Origin of the sequence: Bradyrhizobium hipponense (genome assembly GCF_008123965.1) — a bacterium.
Taxonomy (GTDB): Bacteria; Pseudomonadota; Alphaproteobacteria; order Rhizobiales; family Xanthobacteraceae; genus Bradyrhizobium; species Bradyrhizobium hipponense.
Map to the genome: position 1 here is coordinate 1 of NZ_VSTH01000065.1, position 19,057 is coordinate 19,057.

The 19,057-nt window shown below is 62.8% G+C and carries 21 protein-coding genes and 1 pseudogene; 10 read left to right on the top strand and 12 right to left on the bottom strand.

Annotated features, from left to right (window positions below):
• Positions 1-319 precede the first annotated feature (319 nt).
• The gene (locus FXV83_RS20945) at positions 320-559 is read left to right on the top strand and encodes a PilZ domain-containing protein (protein ID WP_148741297.1); all 240 of its coding nucleotides are present in this window, start codon (positions 320-322) and stop codon (positions 557-559) included.
• A 327-nt stretch (positions 560-886) separates the two neighbouring features.
• Here FXV83_RS20945 and FXV83_RS20950 read toward each other — a convergent pair whose 3' ends face one another.
• A complete protein-coding gene (locus FXV83_RS20950; protein WP_148741298.1) occupies positions 887-1,111 on the bottom strand; it encodes a hypothetical protein in 225 nt (74 codons plus the stop codon).
• Positions 1,112-1,327: 216 nt separating this feature from the next.
• A pseudogene (locus FXV83_RS44145) lies at positions 1,328-1,424 on the bottom strand (SOS response-associated peptidase); the annotation flags it as partial.
• A 172-nt stretch (positions 1,425-1,596) separates the two neighbouring features.
• Here FXV83_RS44145 and FXV83_RS20960 point away from each other — a divergent pair.
• From FXV83_RS20960 to FXV83_RS20975, 4 genes are all read left to right on the top strand, one after another.
• Positions 1,597-1,845, top strand: coding sequence for a hypothetical protein (locus FXV83_RS20960; RefSeq protein WP_148741299.1), 249 nt, complete (start codon positions 1,597-1,599; stop codon positions 1,843-1,845).
• A 556-nt stretch (positions 1,846-2,401) separates the two neighbouring features.
• Entirely contained in the window at positions 2,402-2,764 is a 363-nt protein-coding gene (locus FXV83_RS20965) for a hypothetical protein (RefSeq protein ID WP_148741300.1), read from the top strand.
• A 729-nt stretch (positions 2,765-3,493) separates the two neighbouring features.
• Positions 3,494-3,844 carry a hypothetical protein gene (locus tag FXV83_RS20970; RefSeq protein WP_148741301.1) on the top strand — a complete coding sequence of 117 codons (351 nt, stop codon included), beginning with the start codon at positions 3,494-3,496 and terminating at the stop codon, positions 3,842-3,844.
• The gene (locus FXV83_RS20975) at positions 3,841-4,083 is read left to right on the top strand and encodes a hypothetical protein (protein WP_148741302.1); all 243 of its coding nucleotides are present in this window, start codon (positions 3,841-3,843) and stop codon (positions 4,081-4,083) included. The genes FXV83_RS20970 and FXV83_RS20975 overlap by 4 nt, the downstream gene beginning before the upstream one ends.
• Positions 4,084-4,187: 104 nt before the next feature.
• Here FXV83_RS20975 and FXV83_RS20980 read toward each other — a convergent pair whose 3' ends face one another.
• Positions 4,188-4,478, bottom strand: coding sequence for a hypothetical protein (locus FXV83_RS20980; protein ID WP_148741303.1), 291 nt, complete (start codon positions 4,476-4,478; stop codon positions 4,188-4,190).
• A 655-nt stretch (positions 4,479-5,133) separates the two neighbouring features.
• Positions 5,134-5,985, bottom strand: a complete 852-nt coding sequence (locus FXV83_RS20985; RefSeq protein WP_148741304.1) for a LysR family transcriptional regulator — start codon at positions 5,983-5,985, stop codon at positions 5,134-5,136.
• A 122-nt stretch (positions 5,986-6,107) separates the two neighbouring features.
• Here FXV83_RS20985 and FXV83_RS20990 point away from each other — a divergent pair, with 122 nt between their 5' ends.
• Positions 6,108-7,082 carry a zinc-dependent alcohol dehydrogenase family protein gene (locus tag FXV83_RS20990; RefSeq protein WP_148741316.1) on the top strand — a complete coding sequence of 325 codons (975 nt, stop codon included), beginning with the start codon at positions 6,108-6,110 and terminating at the stop codon, positions 7,080-7,082.
• Between the two features lie 85 nt (positions 7,083-7,167).
• Here the strand turns inward: FXV83_RS20990 and FXV83_RS20995 are convergent, their stop codons facing one another.
• The gene (locus FXV83_RS20995) at positions 7,168-7,389 is read right to left on the bottom strand and encodes a hypothetical protein (RefSeq protein WP_235939963.1); all 222 of its coding nucleotides are present in this window, start codon (positions 7,387-7,389) and stop codon (positions 7,168-7,170) included.
• Positions 7,390-7,906: 517 nt separating this feature from the next.
• Complete coding sequence (locus tag FXV83_RS21005) at positions 7,907-8,992, bottom strand: hypothetical protein (protein WP_148741306.1); 1,086 nt, start codon at positions 8,990-8,992, stop codon at positions 7,907-7,909.
• A 234-nt stretch (positions 8,993-9,226) separates the two neighbouring features.
• On the opposite strand from FXV83_RS21005, the gene FXV83_RS21010 reads away from it, so the two are divergent.
• Positions 9,227-10,252 carry a patatin-like phospholipase family protein gene (locus FXV83_RS21010; protein WP_148741307.1) on the top strand — a complete coding sequence of 342 codons (1,026 nt, stop codon included), beginning with the start codon at positions 9,227-9,229 and terminating at the stop codon, positions 10,250-10,252.
• 3 nt (positions 10,253-10,255) lie between these two features.
• On the opposite strand, the gene FXV83_RS21015 is transcribed toward FXV83_RS21010, so the two are convergent.
• Together FXV83_RS21015 and FXV83_RS21020 are read right to left on the bottom strand one after the other, a co-directional pair.
• Positions 10,256-10,684, bottom strand: coding sequence for a CBS domain-containing protein (locus tag FXV83_RS21015; protein WP_148741308.1), 429 nt, complete (start codon positions 10,682-10,684; stop codon positions 10,256-10,258).
• Between the two features lie 180 nt (positions 10,685-10,864).
• Positions 10,865-11,671: a rhomboid family intramembrane serine protease gene (locus FXV83_RS21020; RefSeq protein WP_148741309.1), complete on the bottom strand. Its 807-nt coding sequence runs from the start codon at positions 11,669-11,671 to the stop codon at positions 10,865-10,867.
• A gap of 462 nt (positions 11,672-12,133) precedes the next feature.
• Here FXV83_RS21020 and FXV83_RS21025 point away from each other — a divergent pair, with 462 nt between their 5' ends.
• Positions 12,134-12,688 carry a PAS domain-containing protein gene (locus FXV83_RS21025; protein ID WP_148741310.1) on the top strand — a complete coding sequence of 185 codons (555 nt, stop codon included), beginning with the start codon at positions 12,134-12,136 and terminating at the stop codon, positions 12,686-12,688.
• 88 nt (positions 12,689-12,776) lie between these two features.
• Here FXV83_RS21025 and FXV83_RS21030 read toward each other — a convergent pair whose 3' ends face one another.
• Positions 12,777-13,583 carry a transglutaminase-like domain-containing protein gene (locus FXV83_RS21030; protein ID WP_148741311.1) on the bottom strand — a complete coding sequence of 269 codons (807 nt, stop codon included), beginning with the start codon at positions 13,581-13,583 and terminating at the stop codon, positions 12,777-12,779.
• A 241-nt stretch (positions 13,584-13,824) separates the two neighbouring features.
• On the opposite strand from FXV83_RS21030, the gene FXV83_RS21035 reads away from it, so the two are divergent.
• Positions 13,825-14,958, top strand: coding sequence for a DJ-1/PfpI family protein (locus FXV83_RS21035; RefSeq protein ID WP_148741312.1), 1,134 nt, complete (start codon positions 13,825-13,827; stop codon positions 14,956-14,958).
• A gap of 151 nt (positions 14,959-15,109) precedes the next feature.
• Here FXV83_RS21035 and FXV83_RS21040 read toward each other — a convergent pair whose 3' ends face one another.
• Positions 15,110-17,071, bottom strand: coding sequence for a DEAD/DEAH box helicase (locus tag FXV83_RS21040; protein ID WP_148741313.1), 1,962 nt, complete (start codon positions 17,069-17,071; stop codon positions 15,110-15,112).
• A gap of 423 nt (positions 17,072-17,494) precedes the next feature.
• Here FXV83_RS21040 and FXV83_RS21045 point away from each other — a divergent pair, with 423 nt between their 5' ends.
• Positions 17,495-17,848 carry a cupin domain-containing protein gene (locus tag FXV83_RS21045; protein WP_148741314.1) on the top strand — a complete coding sequence of 118 codons (354 nt, stop codon included), beginning with the start codon at positions 17,495-17,497 and terminating at the stop codon, positions 17,846-17,848.
• Positions 17,849-17,871: 23 nt separating this feature from the next.
• Here FXV83_RS21045 and FXV83_RS21050 read toward each other — a convergent pair whose 3' ends face one another.
• Together FXV83_RS21050 and FXV83_RS21055 are read right to left on the bottom strand one after the other, a co-directional pair.
• The gene (locus FXV83_RS21050) at positions 17,872-18,384 is read right to left on the bottom strand and encodes a hypothetical protein (RefSeq protein WP_148741315.1); all 513 of its coding nucleotides are present in this window, start codon (positions 18,382-18,384) and stop codon (positions 17,872-17,874) included.
• Positions 18,385-18,495: 111 nt separating this feature from the next.
• Positions 18,496-18,927, bottom strand: a complete 432-nt coding sequence (locus FXV83_RS21055) for a VOC family protein (protein ID WP_235939960.1) — start codon at positions 18,925-18,927, stop codon at positions 18,496-18,498.
• Between the last annotated feature and the right edge of the window lie 130 nt (positions 18,928-19,057).

Consider the following 19,057-nt stretch of genomic DNA (forward strand, 5'->3'; position numbering starts at 1 on the left):
CCAGATTGTCGCGCTATAGGGCCGCCCCTAACCTGTCAATGCCGTCCCACCATCTTGACCCACAGTACGCTGAGTCGCGCCTTCACAAATGGGATCGGAACAACTGTATACTTGAGTATACTTTGGCACCTGGTGACTTGCTCCGTGACGAGGCGGCGTCAGTGAACCGAGTGGGTTGCGCGAAGACATCCGGTCATTGGAGTGGGCTCGCCGGGCCAGCATCAAGTAAACGATTTCTCTATTTTGCCCGCGAATTGTGCCCCGACTTTCCGCGACAGCTTTATCGATCTGTAAGAAAAGCTGGCTTAAACCCGTCCCCATGGAAAAGCGAAACGCGCCCCGTCAACGTGTATTTAAGTCGGCAATCATCGAGTTTCCCGGAGGCGCCTTCAGCTGCGTCGTCCGAAACTTCTCCGATGTGGGCGCCCAGCTGGACGTGCCAAGCGCATCTGGCATTCCGCACGAGTTCACGCTGGTCATTCCGAGTGCGCAGTCCCAGCTTTCCTGTCGAGCGGTGTGGCGCTCGGAGCGACGGATCGGGGTTGCGTTTTCCTGGTGATCACGCTGGTGCTCGCGCGGCCATGGCCGTGGAGCACATCGATTAGAGAGTGTGCCGCAGTCGAGAGAAACCGTGATGATGGTCTCGGATGCGCGCGTGATTGAATGAATAAAGCCAAGGCGCCCGCGAACCGAGGTTTTGGCTCGCGAGCGCCAACGTTTAGCGGAACACGCTCAAGGCGTTTTGACGATAAATCCTTCCGTCGTAGAGACCCGCACCCTTGAACGTACTCTTCGCGCTTTCAAAACCGCCCGAGCCGCTCGCGTTCACGTAAGCACCGGTCCCTGACAAGCATTCCCCAGCGCGTCAGGGGCGGCGGCCTGCGACCTACTGGATCTCGATCATCCGCGTCTTGATCATCCGCGTCTTAGTGGCCCGCAGGCTGCGGACGTAATAGCCTTGTGTCTGAACGGCTGACTTGATCTCGTCGCTAACCTTGAGAACTCTTTTTCTGCTCTTGCGCCACTTATGTGCAGAGTAAAGCACGGGCACGGCAGAGCCTGTACTCAGAACGAGCAAGTCGCGCTTGTCATTGCGATAGACATCAAACACCTTCCCCCCGATGATCATATTGAACTAAGAATGAAATATGTTTCGGTTGTCTCCAATGGATGACCTTAGTATCTCGAACGGCTGTGCGGGTTGTAAATCTGCAACGCCCGCGACTTTTGCTTCACCGCGTTCCGAATTTGGAACGAAATGATGCAAGCCCGGACCATCGCCAAATTGGGCGTGCTAGGCAGTTACTTCAGCGCAGCGATGCCGTGAACGGTTCTCAGGCTTCAGCCATCCGCTCCAGTGCGGCGATGATGTTTTGCGGATGTTGGTGACGGGCGGTCCCTGTGCGCGGTGGCGGTGGCATGCCGCCGGCATCGGGCCGCTCTATGCGCGTCACCGCCCGTATCGCTCCAGCCGGTTGGCATGGTTCATCTCGGCATAGGCTTTCGTCATCGCCTCGGTGCCATGCTCATACCCGCGGCCTAGCTCGGGCCTCCCGGTGTGCCGCGCTCGCGTGACGCCGATGCGCGCGAAGCTGGTTGGCGCTCCACTTTCCGCTGCGCCTCAAGGACTCGGGCTCGAAGACTTTCCAGTTCGAAAAGCTGAGACGCGAGCATTTCGAGATGTTGGCGAAGGACAACAACATTATGCACCGCTCGATCACGATTCATTTGGACATCCTCACACAAGCAGAAGAGAAAACGGCCGATCACTATTCTGCGCCGCGAGACATTGACCCACCACAGTGCAATAGCGTCTTGCGCAGCACCTCCATAATCGCGCGCTGATCGTCGGTGTAGTCTTTGATGATGTTGAGAACTTCTTGGATGCACGATGGCTGGTGAGCCGCCGTGGGCGGCTTCTCTTCATCGCCGGGTGGGTTTGTCTCTGCGGGTGTACTCATGTTGCAGGACCCAAGCACACAGGTCCAGTCAGATGGAGAAACGCGGGCTGTCTGTCCGACAGGCGACATATGCGGGGCTGAGGGCCGTTCGTTTCGCAGTGCCAATGGTGGGCCGCCCGACCAGCGCCTTCACTCAAGGGGTACTTGCAGGCACCGGCCCAGAGCGGCCCTCGGCCAGCCGATCCCGAGGGCAACAACCGGGTTGGGGAACGGCCAGCCGCAATAGCAACGCTGTCGGGGCTGCGATGTTCGCGCGGATTGGCGTGATGTGGGCGCTGAACGCGGGGTTAGGGCCTGACCCTGGTAATCGGACGCGGCACTTTACTCCCAGGGGAAGCCCAGTACGAACCGTTGTTCAGCTATAGGGGATTTGATGTCGCACTTCGGAACGTAACACATCCGGGGCGATTAGCAGTGCACGCGCTAATGGGAGTGCTCGTATGAAAAGGTTATTTGTCGCAGTGGCAGTCAGCGCAGCCGCGCTATTCGGCGGTTCCGCTGCAAACGCGGCGGACAACACGGTGAGGGCAAAAGCCGTACCCGATGTAACGCCGCTGTCTACTGACTTCAGCTCGCGCAGCCGGCACTACCGCCACTACGGCTATGGTCATTACCGCCATTACGGCTATCGTCATTACCGCCATTACGGCTATCGTCATTACCGCCCGTACTATAGAAGCTACGGTTACGCGCCGCGGTACTATGGCGGCGGCTATGGTGGACCGTACTATGGCGGTGGTTATGGTTATGGCGGGCCGAGCGTAAGCTTTGGCTTTGGCGGCGGCGGATACCGCGGCTGGTAAACAGGAAAAGCCCGCAGCAATGCGGGCTTTTCCTTTTACAACATTGTGGGGCGGGGTCGACCAGACCGACAACGCTGGTAGGGCGGTGAACCTATCGGGACTTCTATCGCTACGCCTCCAATAAACAACGCGAGCACGAAGGTGTGTTCCGCTGCAAACAATGCTTCGGTACCTTCGATCACTGAGGCGAGGCGCCTGCGCATTGTCGCAACTGTCTTGTTTCGGCTCTCCTCTCTGTCCGTAGACGTGCGAAAATCTTTGGCCAACAGGTATGCCCGGCTTAGGCGTGAAATCGGACATTTTGCGGCTGCTGAGCTTCTTTAGGCGCTATCTGGTCTGAAGGTCCTTCAAGACTTTCTCCATAGCGTCGATGACGGTCCGAATTTGCGACTGCGCCACCACGATCCAGACGTCATCATCTTTCATCCCATGCTCGGCGGCGTCTGATCACAAGGTCGCGCCATCCGGGTTGCTGTAGACGGCAATGGCGTCCTGCTGGCGGACGACCACGGAATCGGTGTCTCGCCAGCTGAAATCTTCGGTGTCACCAGTCATTGATTTTGCTTCCTGCGAATCGGGAGCACACACGATGGCACAATGCTGGGTAGTGCGGGGCCGGAAGACTACGGTGCTGCCTTTGGATATCGCGGATTGGTCCAGATCAGTTCCATGGAAGCGGTGGTCGGAATCAGCTGCTGAGTCTGGGGAACTGCACGGAAAGCGTTCGCGTTGATCCGCATGTTTTATCGAAAAGAACTGCTGCCCCTGCTGCTGGTGCTGGCAGTCATTATCGCTGGTCTTATCGTCAAGGAGGGGAAGCTCCATCGCCACCGGCTCACTGCGGAGTTCGCAGTTGGCATGCTGGAATTAAGCTCATTGCCCCTCATGGCCGCCGGTGTAGTCGTCGCGACCGATGGACGGAAGGTGAGCAGGACTGATCACATTCAGGAGGCAGACAAAGGTACGCTTTCAGATGACAATGAATATCTGTTCAGGAAAGTTTCCAAAGAGAACCGGAACGTCGCCATGCACCATTCGTTTTTCTGCCACGGGGAAACTAACGAATGGAGAGATAGATGAAGAAGCTTTCTTACGTTCTCGCCGCGTTAGCGACCATCGCGGTGGCGGCGCCCACCATCGCAAGCGCTGAGGAATTCGGTTTCCGGATCGGAGGTGGCCCGGATTATTCCGACCACTACTACGGCCCGCGTGCTCACTTCTATGGACATGATCGAAACTGGCACCATGGATGGTATGATCGCGATAGCGACCGCACGGTAGTGATTAGGCGTCACCATTACCATGACTGGGACGACTAATCGAAAATGGCTCCCGATCATCGGGAGCCATTTTTTTGAAGAGGATGCAACTGCTGCGGCTGTCGAAGAGCGGTTCATCCTCGCGAGCATTATTAGGCCGCTGGTCATGATGGCCTCGGCAACAAGAGGATCACCAGCAGCACCACAACAAAGTCCAAGGCGATCACGAACATCAAGCGGTCGGCGAGCATGGCGACGGTGGTCTTGACCGATGCTGCTGGCTGGCGCGCGGCACCGTCTGCGTTGCTCTCAGTGCGTTGAACATTCGGGGGCGGAAGATAGGGCGCATACGCCAGAAGCTCGGCGCGTCGTTTGCGCGAGACAACTCCTCGGGTTCCATAACCAATGGCGAAACCCAGCCCCAACACCGCGATCAGGATTAACAAGCCGAGCATACCGTCCACCCATGTCTAAGCCCACCAGCCCGGCCCGGGGACTAAGTTGGGCGGCCAGCGCTGGTTCCTAGATGGGCAGAGTGGTGCACGCGGGCGGTGGTTCGGGAGGCGTGGAGAGGCTTAAGGGCTTACACAGAGAAATTTTCAAGAACAGCGGATCAGGACACGACGAAGGACACATCGGATTCATCTAATTGATAGCACTTGTCTTTTTGCCATATGTGAACCCCTGCGCAGTGGTTTTACGGCTTATGTCGCGCTCTCCCCGGGGAGCGATGCACTATTGCCCCCGTCGCCATGCAGATGACTGATGCGCGGGCCCGGTCGGGCCGCCACATCACCGCAAGACTTGACGCACAGACCCGGGCGTCAGGACCACACGATTTTGCCGTACGCGAGCCGCACCGGTCGTGTGCGCGACGCCTTCGCTCACGGTTTCCCGCCCTGCGACCGCCTTCGCGCCGATGTGGCCTGCGTCCACCGCCGTCCGGCCCGCGTTCGTGACGATCGCGATACGCCCCTCTTCCTTGGGCCGGGGTGAGGCGACAGATAAGATATTTCCGAATTTCGGTAAAGTGGAATATTTTTGCGAGAGTGTATTGACCAGCAATTGGGGTGTTTTGCCCGACGGGAAGTGCCGGAATTGTAGATGGGCTCATCCCGCCAGCCGCTCGATCACGAGATCAAGCAGCGCGCGGAGACGAGCGAGGCGCCGCAGATCGCGGTGATAGCCGACGAAGGTATCGCGGCCGGGCGGCGCCGCGCCGATGTCGAGCGCGACCAGGCGGCGGTCGCGGTCGCCGAGCGGGCGCGGCAAGACGGCCAATCCGGCACCGCAGGCGCAGAACTCAGCCTGCGCCTGCCGGTTGTTGCTGCGTGAGGCAATCTCTGCGTTCGGCAGCGTGCGCTTCAGCCAGAGGGCATCGGGCATCTCGGCGAATTCGGCATTCATGGTCACGACACGGACGCCACGGCCATCGCCGGCGCGCGGCGACTTGCTGCCTTTCTTGCCATAGAGCGCGTAGGGGACATGCAGCAGCTTTCTGGAGATCACCTCGGGCTCGTCGAACGGCTTGATGCGAAACACAAGATCGGCCTCGCGGCGCGGCAGGCTGTAGAGCCGCGCATCGGTCAACAGTTCGACGGTCACCCTGGGATGGCGCTTGCCGAACGCAGCGATCACCGGCGACAGCATCACCGTCCCGAACCAGTCCGACGACGACAGGCGGAGCAGACCGTCGAGGTGCATCTCGACGCCGGACACGTGCCGCTCCAGCGCAATCGCCTCTTCCTCGATCCGCTCCGCATGCCGCAGCACGGCGGTGCCCTCGTCAGTCAGAACGAAACCGTCCGCGGTGCGCTGGAACAGCGCCTGTCCGAGCGCGGTTTCGAGCGTGCGAAGCCGCCGGCCCATGGTCGGCTGGCTCTGACCAATTTTTCGCGCAGCAGCGCCGAGCGTGCCTTCACGCGCGATCGCCAGGAAGATGCGCAGATCGCTCCAGTCCATCGGAAATCCAATCATACAAAATTGTATGATCATCATACATCTCCGCCTCTTCTCATGCAAAAAAGTTAGGGGCATATTGGAGTGGACAACGGAGCAAGACGATCATGACGAGACAGTCGACCATGTGCGCAGCGATCCTGGAAACTCACAACGCACCGCTGCGCGTCTCAACCATCTCCACGCCCGAGATCGGCCCACGCGAGGTGCTGGTGCGCGTGCGCGCGAGCGGGGTCAATCCGCTCGACACCAAGATCCACGCTGGCGCGGCTGCGCATGCACGCCATCCGCTGCCGGCAATCCTCGGGTTGGATCTCGCCGGCGTGGTCGAACAGACCGGGCGCGAGGTGACGCGGTTCAAGCTCGGCGACGAAGTCTATGGCATGACCGGTGGCGTCGGCGGCGTGCAGGGATCGCTGGCCGAATTCGCCGCCGTCGACACCGACCTTTTGGCATTGAAGCCTGCCAACCTCAGCATGCGCGAGGCGGCCGCCCTGCCCCTCATTTTCATTACGGCGTGGGAAGGTATGATCGACCGCGCCGCGCTCGAGGCCGGCCAAAGGGTGTTGATCCATGGCGGCGCGGGCGGCGTTGGCCATGTCGCCATCCAGATCGCGCGCGCATTCGGAGCGCAGGTGTTCGCAACCGGCTCGGCATCGCAGCGCGTAATCATCGAAGGTTTCGGCGCGACCTTCATCGACCGCAACACCGCCATCGCGACTTACGTTGCAGAGCACACGGGCGGCCGGGGTTTTGACATCGTCTACGACACCGTCGGCGGCAAGGTGCTCGATGCCTCGTTCGAAGCCGTGCGCCGCTTCGGCCATGTGGTGAGCGCGCTCGGGTGGGGCACGCATGCGCTTGCGCCGCTGTCGTTTCGCGCCGCCACCTATTCCGGCGTGTTCACGCTACTGCCGCTGCTGTCAGGCGAAGGCCGCGCACGTCACGGAGAGATCATGGCTGAAGCCACGCGTCTTGCCGAAGCCGGCGAGCTCGTGCCGCTGCTCGATGTCAGTCATTTCACGCTGGAGAGCGTTGGAGATGCTTATGCGTTGATCAGGGATCACACCGCCAGGGGCAAGCTCGTCGTCGACATCTGAGATCGCGGCGCGGCGGCGGGCGATCGCCTCCAGCGGATAGACATCGATCGCGGGCTCATCGCGGTGCATGCAAAGACGCGCCCCGCTAGTCCTCGCTGGAGGCCGCGGAGCGGTTGCGCAGGTAGGCCTGCGATAGCAGAAAGAACAATGCGCGCTCGCCATGATATTTGGCTGACGGCCGGGTACGCTCGAACCCACCCGCAAATATCTTGCCGGATTGGTCGCACACCTGCCACCGCCAACCAAACCGCTTGCGCCTGGTAAGGATCACTTCGAACATGCCGACGTGCCGGGTCCCCTGCTCCATGCCGGTATAGCAAACATACACGCCTGCTCCGGGCCCCAATAACGGATGCCCGACATATAACGCAGCGGCGTCGAAAGAGAACATAATAGATTATAGGAAATGCGTATCTTGCACCGGTTATGACGAGGTCGCGACGCTTCGGAAATAAGCCGCTGCCGGCGGCGTCTCTCCAGACCTCTTGCCGAGCTTGGTAGCGCTCACATCTATTCAAATCCGAACGCACGACAGGCCCCGGTAAGCGAACACTCACGGACATCCGATCGAATCCTGTCAGGCTGGCTCTCCGTGCGCTCGATGAGAAGTGCGGTACGATGTTGTGGAAAGCGCGGCCGCGCCGTGGACGCCTGATCGTCATGCCCCGGCTTGTCCCGGGTATCCACGGTCTTCGTGCCACGGCGCAAGGCGTGGATGGCCGGGATAGGCCCGGTCACGACGATGCGGGAAGTTCAGCGCGGTCGGCGAGAGTTGGACTCGCGGAGAATCCCCTCACCCGAAGTCGCAGCATTGTCCGAGCTAGCTACCGCGCGACGACTTCGACTTCGCCGTCGACGCCGTTGACGACGTTGAAGCCGCGCTCGTAGACCTTGCCTTCGTTCTTGGCGATGGCGCGGTATTCGCCCTCGGAGAGCACCACGCGCGGGAAGGCGCCGATCGATTCCTTGATGACGTCCCCGCCAGGCGTCAGCACCGACCAGGCGGTATTGGCGAGCGCCTCGCCGCCCTTGTCGCTGACGAGCTTGAGCGTGATGACGGCGGCGCGGTGGGTGATGGTGACGTCGGTGAGCTTGCCGGCCTGCACGCGGATGTCGGAACGCACCACCGAGTTGGCGTCGCCATAGTTGGAGATGATGTAGTAAGTGCCCTCCGGCAGCAGCACGACGTCGCCGGCGGCGACGTTCGGGACCAGCGAGGCACGCTCGCCGGACTCGAACTGGCTGCCCTTGTAGATCGCGAACGATATCTGGTTCAGCGGAATGCGGCTGGTGCCGACGCGGCCCTCGATACGCAATCCGCCGGCCGGCAGCACGAACGACTCGCGGTCGGTCTCGGCCTTCAAGCTGACGGTGCGCACCGCGCTGACGAGGCCGAAGGCGACGTGCACGACGTAATTGCCGGGCGGCAGCACGATGTTGGGCGTGGCGTTGCGGTCTTCGCGGATCAGCTTGAAGGTGCCGTTCTCGTCGGGGCGATCGGCAAACACCCGCCAGACCAGGCCGCTGGTGATCGGGGGGGAATCCTTGCCGTATTTCGCATTCAACGACAGCACGGCCTGTCCTGGCACCGCCGCATTGAGCGGCGCGGCCGGCGGCACGGTGGTCACCGCGGGCGGAATGGCGGGCGAAGCCGGCTGCATCAGGGCCGGCGGCAGGCTCGGGGGCGCAGCGCCCGGCCCGGAGGGCGGCGCCAGGCTGACGGCGCCACCTGGGTCAGGCACCGAAGCCGGCGGCACCGGCGGCGGGCGATCGGAGAAAAGCTGCGCCTGTGCAGTGCCTTGACCGAAGGTAAACTGGCCAAGGGTAAGCAGGCACGCAGCAAAGATCAGCGCAGGCAGCAGCAATGCGCCGCGCCGCCATGCGATGATGCCGTCACCCCCGAGAGTCATGTCAGCTGCTTTTCACTGAAAACGCGGCAAATTCAAGCCTCAGCAGTCCCAGGAAATAAGGACATTTGGAACTTGATCGACGCCTGCGTGATTAGTATTCAGGCAACCGCCCATCGTCATACTCCTGCCCCGTGCCCTTTCCAAAGCGGCATAAACCATGCTTCGCCCTGGTTCTAGCGGAGTGCAAGTCCGGTTGCCTGATGATCGGGGCTGGCCCGGCGTAGGAGATTTTCGGTGCTAGACATATTGAAGGGCCGGCGCGCAAACGGGTCCAATGGCGAGAAAGTCGGCCTCGGCAGCATCCGCCGGCCGGTCATTGGCCTTGCGCTCGGCGGCGGTGCGGCGCGCGGCTTTGCCCATATCGGGATCGTGAGGACCCTGCTTGCCAACGGCATCGCGCCCGATGTGGTGGTCGGCACCTCGATCGGCGCCGTGGTCGGCGGTGCCTATGCGGCCGGCCAGCTCGATACGCTGGAAGACTGGGGTCGCAGCCTGCAAGGTGTGCGCAATATCCTCGGCTATCTCGACATCCGCCTCAACGGCTCCGGCCTGATCGGCGGCGAGAAGCTCGCGACGCGGCTTCAGGAGTCGATCGGCCAGACCCTGATCGAGGATCTCCCGGTGAAATTCGCCGCGGTGGCGACCGAGGTCCGTACCGGCCACGAGATCTGGCTGACGCGCGGCCGCGTGGTCGACGCCATGCGCGCCTCCTATGCCCTGCCCGGCATCTTTTCCCCTGTCCTGATCGGCGACCGCTGGCTGGTGGACGGCGCGCTGGTGAATCCGGTGCCGGTTTCGGCCGCACGCGCGCTCGGCGCCGAAATCGTCATCGCCGCAAACCTTTCCAGCGACATCTTCACCTATTCCACGACGGTCTATTCGCACGGCGCGGCGCCTGAGCCAGCCGTTGCTGTGGCCGAAGAGACGACGGCCAAACGCCGCTTTCCGAGATTCTTCTCGGCGGAGAAGACCGTGAAGCGCGAGTTCTTCGGCGGCAGCCGTCCCGGCCTCTCCTCGGTGATGGTGGACGCCTTTAACATCATGCAGGACCGCATCACCCGCGCGCGGCTCGCCGGCGATCCGCCGGACATGCTGATCACGCCGCGGGTCGGCCAGTTCGGCTGGTTCGACTTCCATCGCGCCGATGACCTCATCGCGCTGGGCACCCGCGCCGCCGAGCGCGCGCTGGACTCGATCCAGGAAGCGATCCACGTGCTGGCGCCGCCGCCCGAGGGTGCTGCGCCGAAAGCGACCGAGTGAGGATCAGGCCGTCTTGATGTAGTCGCGCAGGGCTTCCTGCTCGGCCTCGTATTCTTGGACGCGGCGCTTGACGATGTCGCCGATCGAGATGAGGCCGACCACGTTGCCATTGTCGGTCACCGGCAGATGGCGGAACTTGCCTGTCGTCATCATCTCCATGAGTTCGGCGACCGTGTCAGTCTCCTTGCAGGTCACGACTTTGCGGGTCATGACCTGGCTGACGGGCTCCTCCAGCGCGCCGGCGCCGCGCTCACCGATCACGCGCACGATGTCGCGCTCCGACAGGATGCCTTCCAGCCGGCTCTCGTTCATCACCAGCACCGCGCCGATCTTCTTCTCGCCGAGCAGTTGGATCGCGGCAGCCAGCTTGGTGCCGGGCTCGACGCTCACGATCTGGTGGCCCTTGGTGTCGAGAATCGAACGTACCGTCATTGTCGCCTCCCTGAATCGGACCGTCCGCTGTTCGCGGTCCGGACTTGTTCTTCGAGTAACAGTTATGGCACCGGTTTCGCGCTTCAGGCGCTTGTCGAAGCATCGCCGCTAGCGGCTTGTCGCCTCAAACATTCTTCACAGGAATGATGGATGAAATCGGGCCGCGCCGCAAGCACCGCTTCAGATACGGGTTGAAATGTCCCGTGATGACGCATCCGCAGCATCACCTCGCAAGCGCGGCACGGGATCGAACAGCGCGAACAGCATCAGCCCGGCGAAGAAGCCGCCGATATGCGCCTGCCAGGCTACGCTCGCCCCTTCGGTCTCGATGCCGAGGGCGCCGATGCCGAAGATGATGTTGACGCCGAACCACACCGCGAGGAACGCGACCACCCGGCCCTCGCGCAGCGCACGCGACAGTGGCAGCGCCGGAACCTTCGCGGCGGTATCGGCGTCCGCACGACTGAATGACAGGAAGCTGCCGCGCACGAAGGCGAAGCGGATCGCCGCCGCCATCGCGCCCGACACCGAGGCCGAGGCGCCGATCATCGGCGCCACAGCGTGCTCATGGGTGAGCAGATGGGCGAGCGCGCCGGCCGCGGCAGTCACCGCGAGAAAGAGGAAGAACCTGACAGTGCCGAAGCGCCGTGCCAGCGCGCTGCCGAACGGCAACAGCCACAGCACGTTGAAACCGAGATGGGTGAGATTGGCGTGCAGCAGCGAATAGGTGACGAAGGTCCAGACCTTGGCGCCGGTCCCGCCGGGGATATCAAGATTGAGCAGCGAGGAATCGTACCGCTTCGGGATGAAGCCGAAGACGTCGATGATCCAGTTCTCGATGTCCGGCGGCAACAGCACCCGCAGATGGATCGCCGCCAGGAGGATGATATAGGCGGTCAGCGCCGCCGGCAGCGTTAGGATCGGCTCGCGCGGAGCTTCCTCGATGACGGCCGGTCCATCCGGCGGGGAATTTGGCGGGGAATCCAACGGGCTTCGCTTTCAGGCGCGATCGGTGCGGCAAGCTTGGAGATAGTCGCCTTTACCCACCCGGTGCAAGTGCACAAAGGAAAAGACAAAAGGAAAAGGGAGGGCCTGGGAAAGCCCTCCCTGTCCGTGTCGGCCTTTCCGGCAGCAGAGGAATAAGGGGTATCCCCACCCCTCCCCGCGGCCGGTGACCAAACTGTTTGACGCCCGTGCACAAGCCTTGCCGAGAACCTGGATGAAAGCGGCAAGGCTTGCGATCGCGGTCACCATAACAGGGGCAGGCAGAGCGCAAAGTGCATAGTTAATTTAACGTTAACGACGCAAAGGCTCGGCCTGGAGCTGCGAAAACGCCTCCGCGGCATGGACGCTGCAAATCCTCTCCTGCACAACAACAGAAGGGATCGCGGTGCGCTGAAGCGGGACAGGTTTGTCCCGCAAGGTTGCACCCGAGGTAAGCGGTCAGTCATGAAACATCCGTCGAGCCGCGAGTTCTTCGCGTATTGGAACGACAAGCGCGGCACCGCGCGGGCGCCTGACAGGGCCGACATCGATCCGGCTGCGGTCCGCGGCCTGCTCGGCGACATCTTCGTGCTGTCCTGCGAACCCAAGCTTGGCTTTCCGTTCCGCGTCGCCGGCACGCGCGTCTGCGCGCTCGCCGGGCTCGACCTCAAGGACCAGAGCTTTGCGGCGCTGTTCACCGAGGCCAGCCGCCGGGAGATCGAGGAGATCGCCACCATCGTCGCCGACGAGACGCTCGGCGCCATTGCAGGTGTAACCGCCGCGCGCGAGGACGGCAGCAAGGCGCATCTCGAGCTGTTGCTGCTCCCCTTCAACGCCCGTCCGCATACGCCGGTCAGCGTCACCGGCGTGCTCGCGCCCTTTGACGACGAATGCGGCGCGCTTGGTAGCTTCACCCTCACCTCCTGGCGCTATCTGCATCAGCCGGAGAAACTGCTGCCGCGCACCATCCGCAAATTGCAGATCGCCCGCGGGCTGATGGTCTACGAAGGTCTGAGGTAGCGAATGCCGTCGTTCCGTCGCCAGGCACTTGATCCCGGCGGCTGTCAGCTCACAAATTCGCCGTCGCCAAGCGGGAGATGACCGGGCATCACGCGATCTCGTCAGTCCAGACCTTGAAGCTGACCAGCTCGTTCGGGCCAAACGTCTGCGTGATCGGGACATCGCAGGCATCGCGGCCCTGCGCGATCAGGATGCGGCCCTGCCGCGGCACGTTGTTGCGCGGATCGAAGGTGTGCCAGCGGCCGCCGAGGTAGGCTTCGAACCAGCCGGCGAAATCGCCTACCGCCCAGGGCTGCGGCGTGCCGACGTCGCTGAGATAGCCGGTGCAATAGCGCGCCGGAATGTTCATGCAGCGGCAGAACGCAATGGCAAGGTGCGCATAGTCGCGGCAGACGCCCTTGCCTTCCTGGTACGCCTCCCACGCCGTCTTGGTGGCGCGCGCGTGCTCGTAGCCGAAGACGATGTGGCGGTGCACGAAATCGCAGATCGCCTGCACCCGCGCCCAGCCAGGCGGCGACTTATCGAACAATTGCCACGCGATCTCCGAAAGCCGGTCGGTCTCGCAATAGCGGCTGCCGAGCAGATAGCCCAGCGTATCGGACGGCAGCTCTTCGATGCTGTGTTGAACGGCCGAGGCAAACACCGGGTCGGGCAGCCCGCTGTCGCGAACCACGCCGTCGGCGGCAAGGCGGATGCGACCAACCGGCGCAACGATGCGGCTGCACCAATTGCCGAACAAGTCGCGATAGGGTGTGATCTCGACCGCAGGCGTGGTGGTCAGAAAGTCCGGCACGATGACATCCGAGGCACGCGTGAAATGCGTGCCCAGCACCATGATGATCGGCGTCGGCTGCGGGAAATCGTAGAGCATTTCGAATCCGACACGGAACTTCATCGAAAATGCCCTTTCGGCAATGACTCGGCTCGAAGTGGCTACGAAACCGTCGATTACAAGGCGCGCAGGCGGACCTACTCGTACGACATGCCCCGAGGCCGTGTTCGAGCCCTCGCCCGGCGGGCCGCGCGATGGCGGTTTTTGCCGGATTTGCGTCATTCCCGACATCGCCGCGAACGCGTAGTTTCGGCGCTCGTGAGACAACGGATATCGACCGACTGCACATGACGTCGACTTTCACATGACCTGGCGAATCCTGACATTGAGCGGCCTTGGCTGCGTCGCATTGTTTCTCGCGGCCGGAGGCATTTGGCTGTACCTGCTGCCCCCGGCGCCGGCGCGCGGATCCGCGCCCGCCATTGCCAGGGACGAGTCGGAGGCGACGCTCGCCGCGCTGAAGCCACCGAAACGGCAGCGTCCGCTGATCGCCATTGTCGGCATCAACAATATGAGCGAGACCACCGATTATCTGATGCCGTACGGCATCCTCGCGCGCGCCGATATCGCCGACGTCGTGACTTTGGCGACACAGCCGGGTCCCGTCACGCTCTTTCCCGCACTGAAAGTAGAGCCTCACGCGACGACCGCCGCATTCGACGCCGAGCATCCTGACGGCGCCGACTACGTCATTGTCCCCGCGATGAGCCGCGACGACGATCCCGTCGCCTTGCAGTGGATCAGGACCCAGGCCGCGAGAGGCGCCATCATTGTCGGCGTCTGCGTCGGCGCCATGGTTGTCGCCAACACGGGGCTGCTCGACGGCAGGCAGGCCACGACCCATTGGTATTCCGTGCGCGATCTCCGCAAGCATTCGGATATCCGCTACGTGGCAGACCGCAGGCTGGTGGTCGACCGCGGCGTGGCGACGACGACCGGTATCACCGCATCGATGCCGATGGCGCTCACTTTGATCGAGGCCATTGCCGACCGCAACAAGGCCGCCGCGGTCGCCCGCGACGTCGGCCTTGTGGAGTGGGACGCGCGCCATCGCAGCGATGCGTTCCAATTCACGCGCCCGTTCGCGCTGACGGCGATCGGCAACACGCTCGCATTCTGGAGGCGCGACGAAGTCGGAATCGAGCTCACATCAGGGATCGATGAGGTGTCGCTTGCGCTGGTGGCCGATGCGTGGTCACGGACCTACCGGTCCCGCGCCCTCACCTTTGCCGCGACGGCGGACGCCCGGCCAAGCCGCAACGGCTTGCTCATCATGCCGGACAAGGTTGCAGTCGACTGGCCGGCACGCGAGAAACCACCGCCGGCGGTCGAATTGCCTCCAGCGAAAGCCCTGGACGCGACGCTGCAAGCGATTGAGGCGCGCTACGGCCAACACACGGCGGACTTTGTCGCGATGCAGCTCGAATATCCGAGATAGCCGGACAGAAGCACCGGCGGGGCATCGCAGGCAAGCGTGGGGCCCGGCCCAGCAATCAGGGCCGATGCAACATAGCGCGGCCGCGACCTACATGCTCCGCGGTCTCACGGATCCGCCCGCCGCCGACACATGACCTCCCTGCGGCGGTCAATCAGCCGCGATGCTTCTTCTTTGCCTTCTTGCCGGCTGCGCCCTTCACCGGCCACTCGGTCGCCTGGCCGGGTTTGTCGCGGTGTTTCTTTTTCTTTCCGAACGCCGGCCCGTCGCCAAATTTCGAGCCGCCTTCGCCATGAGGCTTGCCGTGTTGCTTCGGTCCTGCCGCGGCCCGCGAATAATCGCTTCGACGGGCACTCTCACCGCCCTCGCCGGCTTCGCGCCGCGGCGCGTGCGACCGCTTCTCCGACGGCGCCTGGCCCTTCGGCGCATCTGCCATCGGCTCGAGGCGGATATTGTCTTCCTTGTCCGGACGCTTGATCTTGACTGCGAAGGAGTCCGCGACCCGCGCGGAAATTTCGAACTCGGTGGTGGTGTCCATGATCTTGATGGCGCCGATGTCGCCCTTGTCGATCCCGCCGCGACGGCAGATCATCGGCAACAGCCAGCGCGCTTCCGCATTCTTTTTGCGTCCGATGTTGGCCCGAAACCAGACGCTGGCCTCCCCCATGCCGTGACGCGGCGAGGATTTACCCGGCTTGGATCGCGGCCCGGCAGGGCGTTCATCGCCACGCGAACTGCGCGCATCGTCGCGCGGCGTACGGACGTCGCTGCGGCCACGATCATCACGCGGCCGACCGCGCGCCTCGCCGGGATCGAGAATGTCCTCAGGCGATGGAAGCCGCGCGCGATAAAGCCGCGCAAGTGCCGCGGCGATATCCTCGGCTGACCGCTCGGCCAGCAATGCCTGCGCCATGACCAGATCGTCGGCGGTGGTTTCCTCGCCAAACAGCGCATCCTTCAGCATGCGCTCGTGATCGAGCTTGCGGATTTCATCCGCTTGAGGCGCCGTGCCCCAGACCGCGTCGATGCCGGACAGATTCAGCAGCACCTCGGCACGCCGCCGCCGTATCGGCGGCACCAGCAGGACGCTGACGCCCTTTCGTCCCGCACGTCCGGTGCGGCCCGAGCGATGCTGCATCACTTCCGCGTCGTTTGGCAGGTCGGCGTGGATGACGAGGTCGAGGCTCGGCAGGTCGATGCCGCGCGCGGCCACGTCGGTCGCCACGCAGACGCGGGAACGTCCATCCCGCAACGCCTGAAGCGCCTGGGTGCGCTCGTTCTGCGTCAATTCGCCGGAGAGCGCGACCACGGAGAAACCGCGCTCCAGCAACGCCGCCTGTAAATGCCTGACGGCGTCGCGCGTGTTGCAGAACACCAGCGCGCTCGGCGCCTCGAAAAAGCGCAACACGTTGACGACCGCATGCTCGACATCGCCAGGGGCGACCCGGATGGCGCGGTATTCGATATCGGCGTGCCCGCCTTCGTCGCCCGCGACCTCGATCCGGAACGCCTGCTGCTGATACTGCTTGGCCAGCGCAACGATGCCGCGCGGAAAGGTTGCCGAGAACAGCAAGGTGCGGCGCGTCTCCGGCGTGGTCTCGAGGATGAATTCCATGTCCTCGCGAAAACCGAGGTTGAGCATTTCGTCGGCCTCGTCGAGGACGACAACCTTCAATTCCGAGATGTCGAGACGGCCGCGGCGCAAATGATCGCACAACCGGCCGGGCGTGCCGACCACGATGTGGGCACCCGCGGCCAGCTCGCGCTGCTCGCGGCGCGGATCCATGCCGCCGACGCAGGAGACTACACGCCCCTCCGCATATTGGTAGAGCCACGCGAGTTCGCGATGGACCTGCAAGGCAAGCTCGCGGGTCGGCGCGACGATCAGGGCCAGCGGTGCGGCGGCGCGCTCGAAGCGCTCGGCGCTGCCCAGCAGATCCTTTGCAATGGCCAGCCCGTAGGCGACCGTCTTGCCCGAGCCGGTCTGGGCCGAAACCAGGAGGTCGCGGTCGACGGCGTCGTCGGCGAGCACGGCCAGCTGAACAGGGGTCGGTGAATCGTAGTTGCGCTCGGCCAAAGCACGGGCGAGCGGCGGACTTAAGGTCGGGAATGACACGAATGAAAACCTTGGTTGGGTCCAGGCGCGGAACATCGAGCCGCGAGACCTGAAGCTTGCGTGCGCGGCAGTCAGCCCGGCCGCACGCGTGGTGATTTGATTTGCAGGCTCTTTACGCCAAAGGCGGGCAAACCACCATGCCTATGACGCATGGCTTCGCCGATACCGAGAACAAGCTCACACGGCAGCCCGACCTACTACATCCAGCATTTTTGAGCTGCTTTGCTGCATATAGAGCGAATTTGCGCCAGAGCAGAAGATTTTCGCGGTCACCTCGCTTAACCTTACGCGCGTCGAGGGCGTATCCCACCCCCTGCTTGCTGCTCCGGGAGGTGGTCACTTGCAGCACAAATGGCTCCTTGTCGCCTCGTCAGCGCGATCCCAAATCGCCGGTCACGAGATCCACCAACACGGGGCTAACAAATGGGCGACAAGATATCGCTGGCCGACAAGCTCGCGACGTTCCAGGACCACTGGTCTCCGCGCACGATCACGACCTTCAACGATTGCGACGTGATGGTGGTGAAGGTGAAGGGAGAGTTCACCTGGCACAGTCACGAGGACGCCGACGACTTTTTTCTCGTCCTGAAAGGCGTTCTCGATATCGAATTGCGCGACCGCACGGTGACGCTCGGCCCGGGTGAACTCTACGTCGTGCCGAAGGGCGTCGAGCATCGCCCTGTGACACGGGAAGAGGTTCACCTGCTGCTGATCGAGCCGACCGGCACGCCGAACACCGGCGACAAGGCGACGGCTGCACCGCGCAAGCTTGCCTGAGGACAGATTGCTCCCTCGGAGCGCTAATCGCGAAAGGCCGCCAATTTGCTGAAGCCGCCGGCGAGCCTTGCCCTTGCCTGCGTGACAAGATCGCGTGCCGCGCGGCTCAAAGCCTGGATGACACGCCAGGCCTCGGTCGCTTGCAGCCATGCCTTGGCCTCCGTGAACTTCGTATAGGCCCAAGCGAAAGCCGGAATCCTCATCAGCTTATAGCGCGTGAGATTGAACAGGCGTTCGACCAGCACGAGCTTGATGAGCTCGCCGACGATGAAGGTCACGCCGCCGCCCACAACCTGGCCCGTTGCGGCGAGATAGGCCGCCACCGGCTTGATCGGTTCCAGGATGATCACGGGGATGGAAAATAGTGCGAGCGAGGGATAAGGCGGCAGCGATCTGATCCAGGCCCGCAATCTCCTGAGCTCCAAATGCCGCGCAACCCAGCGCGATATCGGCGCGGCCGCGGCCATAAAGAGCGCATCCACCAGAAAGTAGATGGCGGCCAGGATATAAGTGACGGGTCTCAGGATTCGCTTCACGGCTGCTCTCCCGCTGAGTGAAAGCCGGAACTTGGACCGAAGTTTCACCTGAACGCGGATAACTCGCGAATTTTTGCTGGAACCTTTTTGGGCATCCCGCCTCTGCGCGTTTCAGATCTCCGCATACACTTCCAAAAGATTGTCGTCGGGATCGCGGAAGAACAACGTGCGGTGGCCAAAGGACTGGTTCGTCGGCGGCGACAGCAGCGCCACACCCTGGCGCACCAGCTCATCGGCGTATTGGTCGACCTCGGCCGCGGACACCTTGAAGGCCAGTTGAAGCGCGGCGCTGCCGTGCGGGATCGGCGCATCAGTTGCAGTGCGGCCCGGCTTCGCCAAAGCCAGCGTGTTGCTGCCCAGACCGTACTCGATCCAGTTCGGCGACAGCTCTCGCAGCAACGGAAAGGCGAGCACATCCTCGTAGAAGCGGCGCATCGCGGCCATGTCGCGAACGAAAATAACGGTATAATCGATCGCGCGGATGGCATTGAAGGGCGAGTGGGGGCGCCGGTTCTGTTGCTCTCTCTGTTCGTCCATGATCATTCATTCCAAACGCCGCACGTAGCCCGCATGAAGCGTAGCGGAATGCGGGATCGGCGACCCCGGATTACGCTCCGCTCCATCCGGGCTTGTATGGGGATGTGGTTGTCAAGGGGAATGATTGATCAGGGCA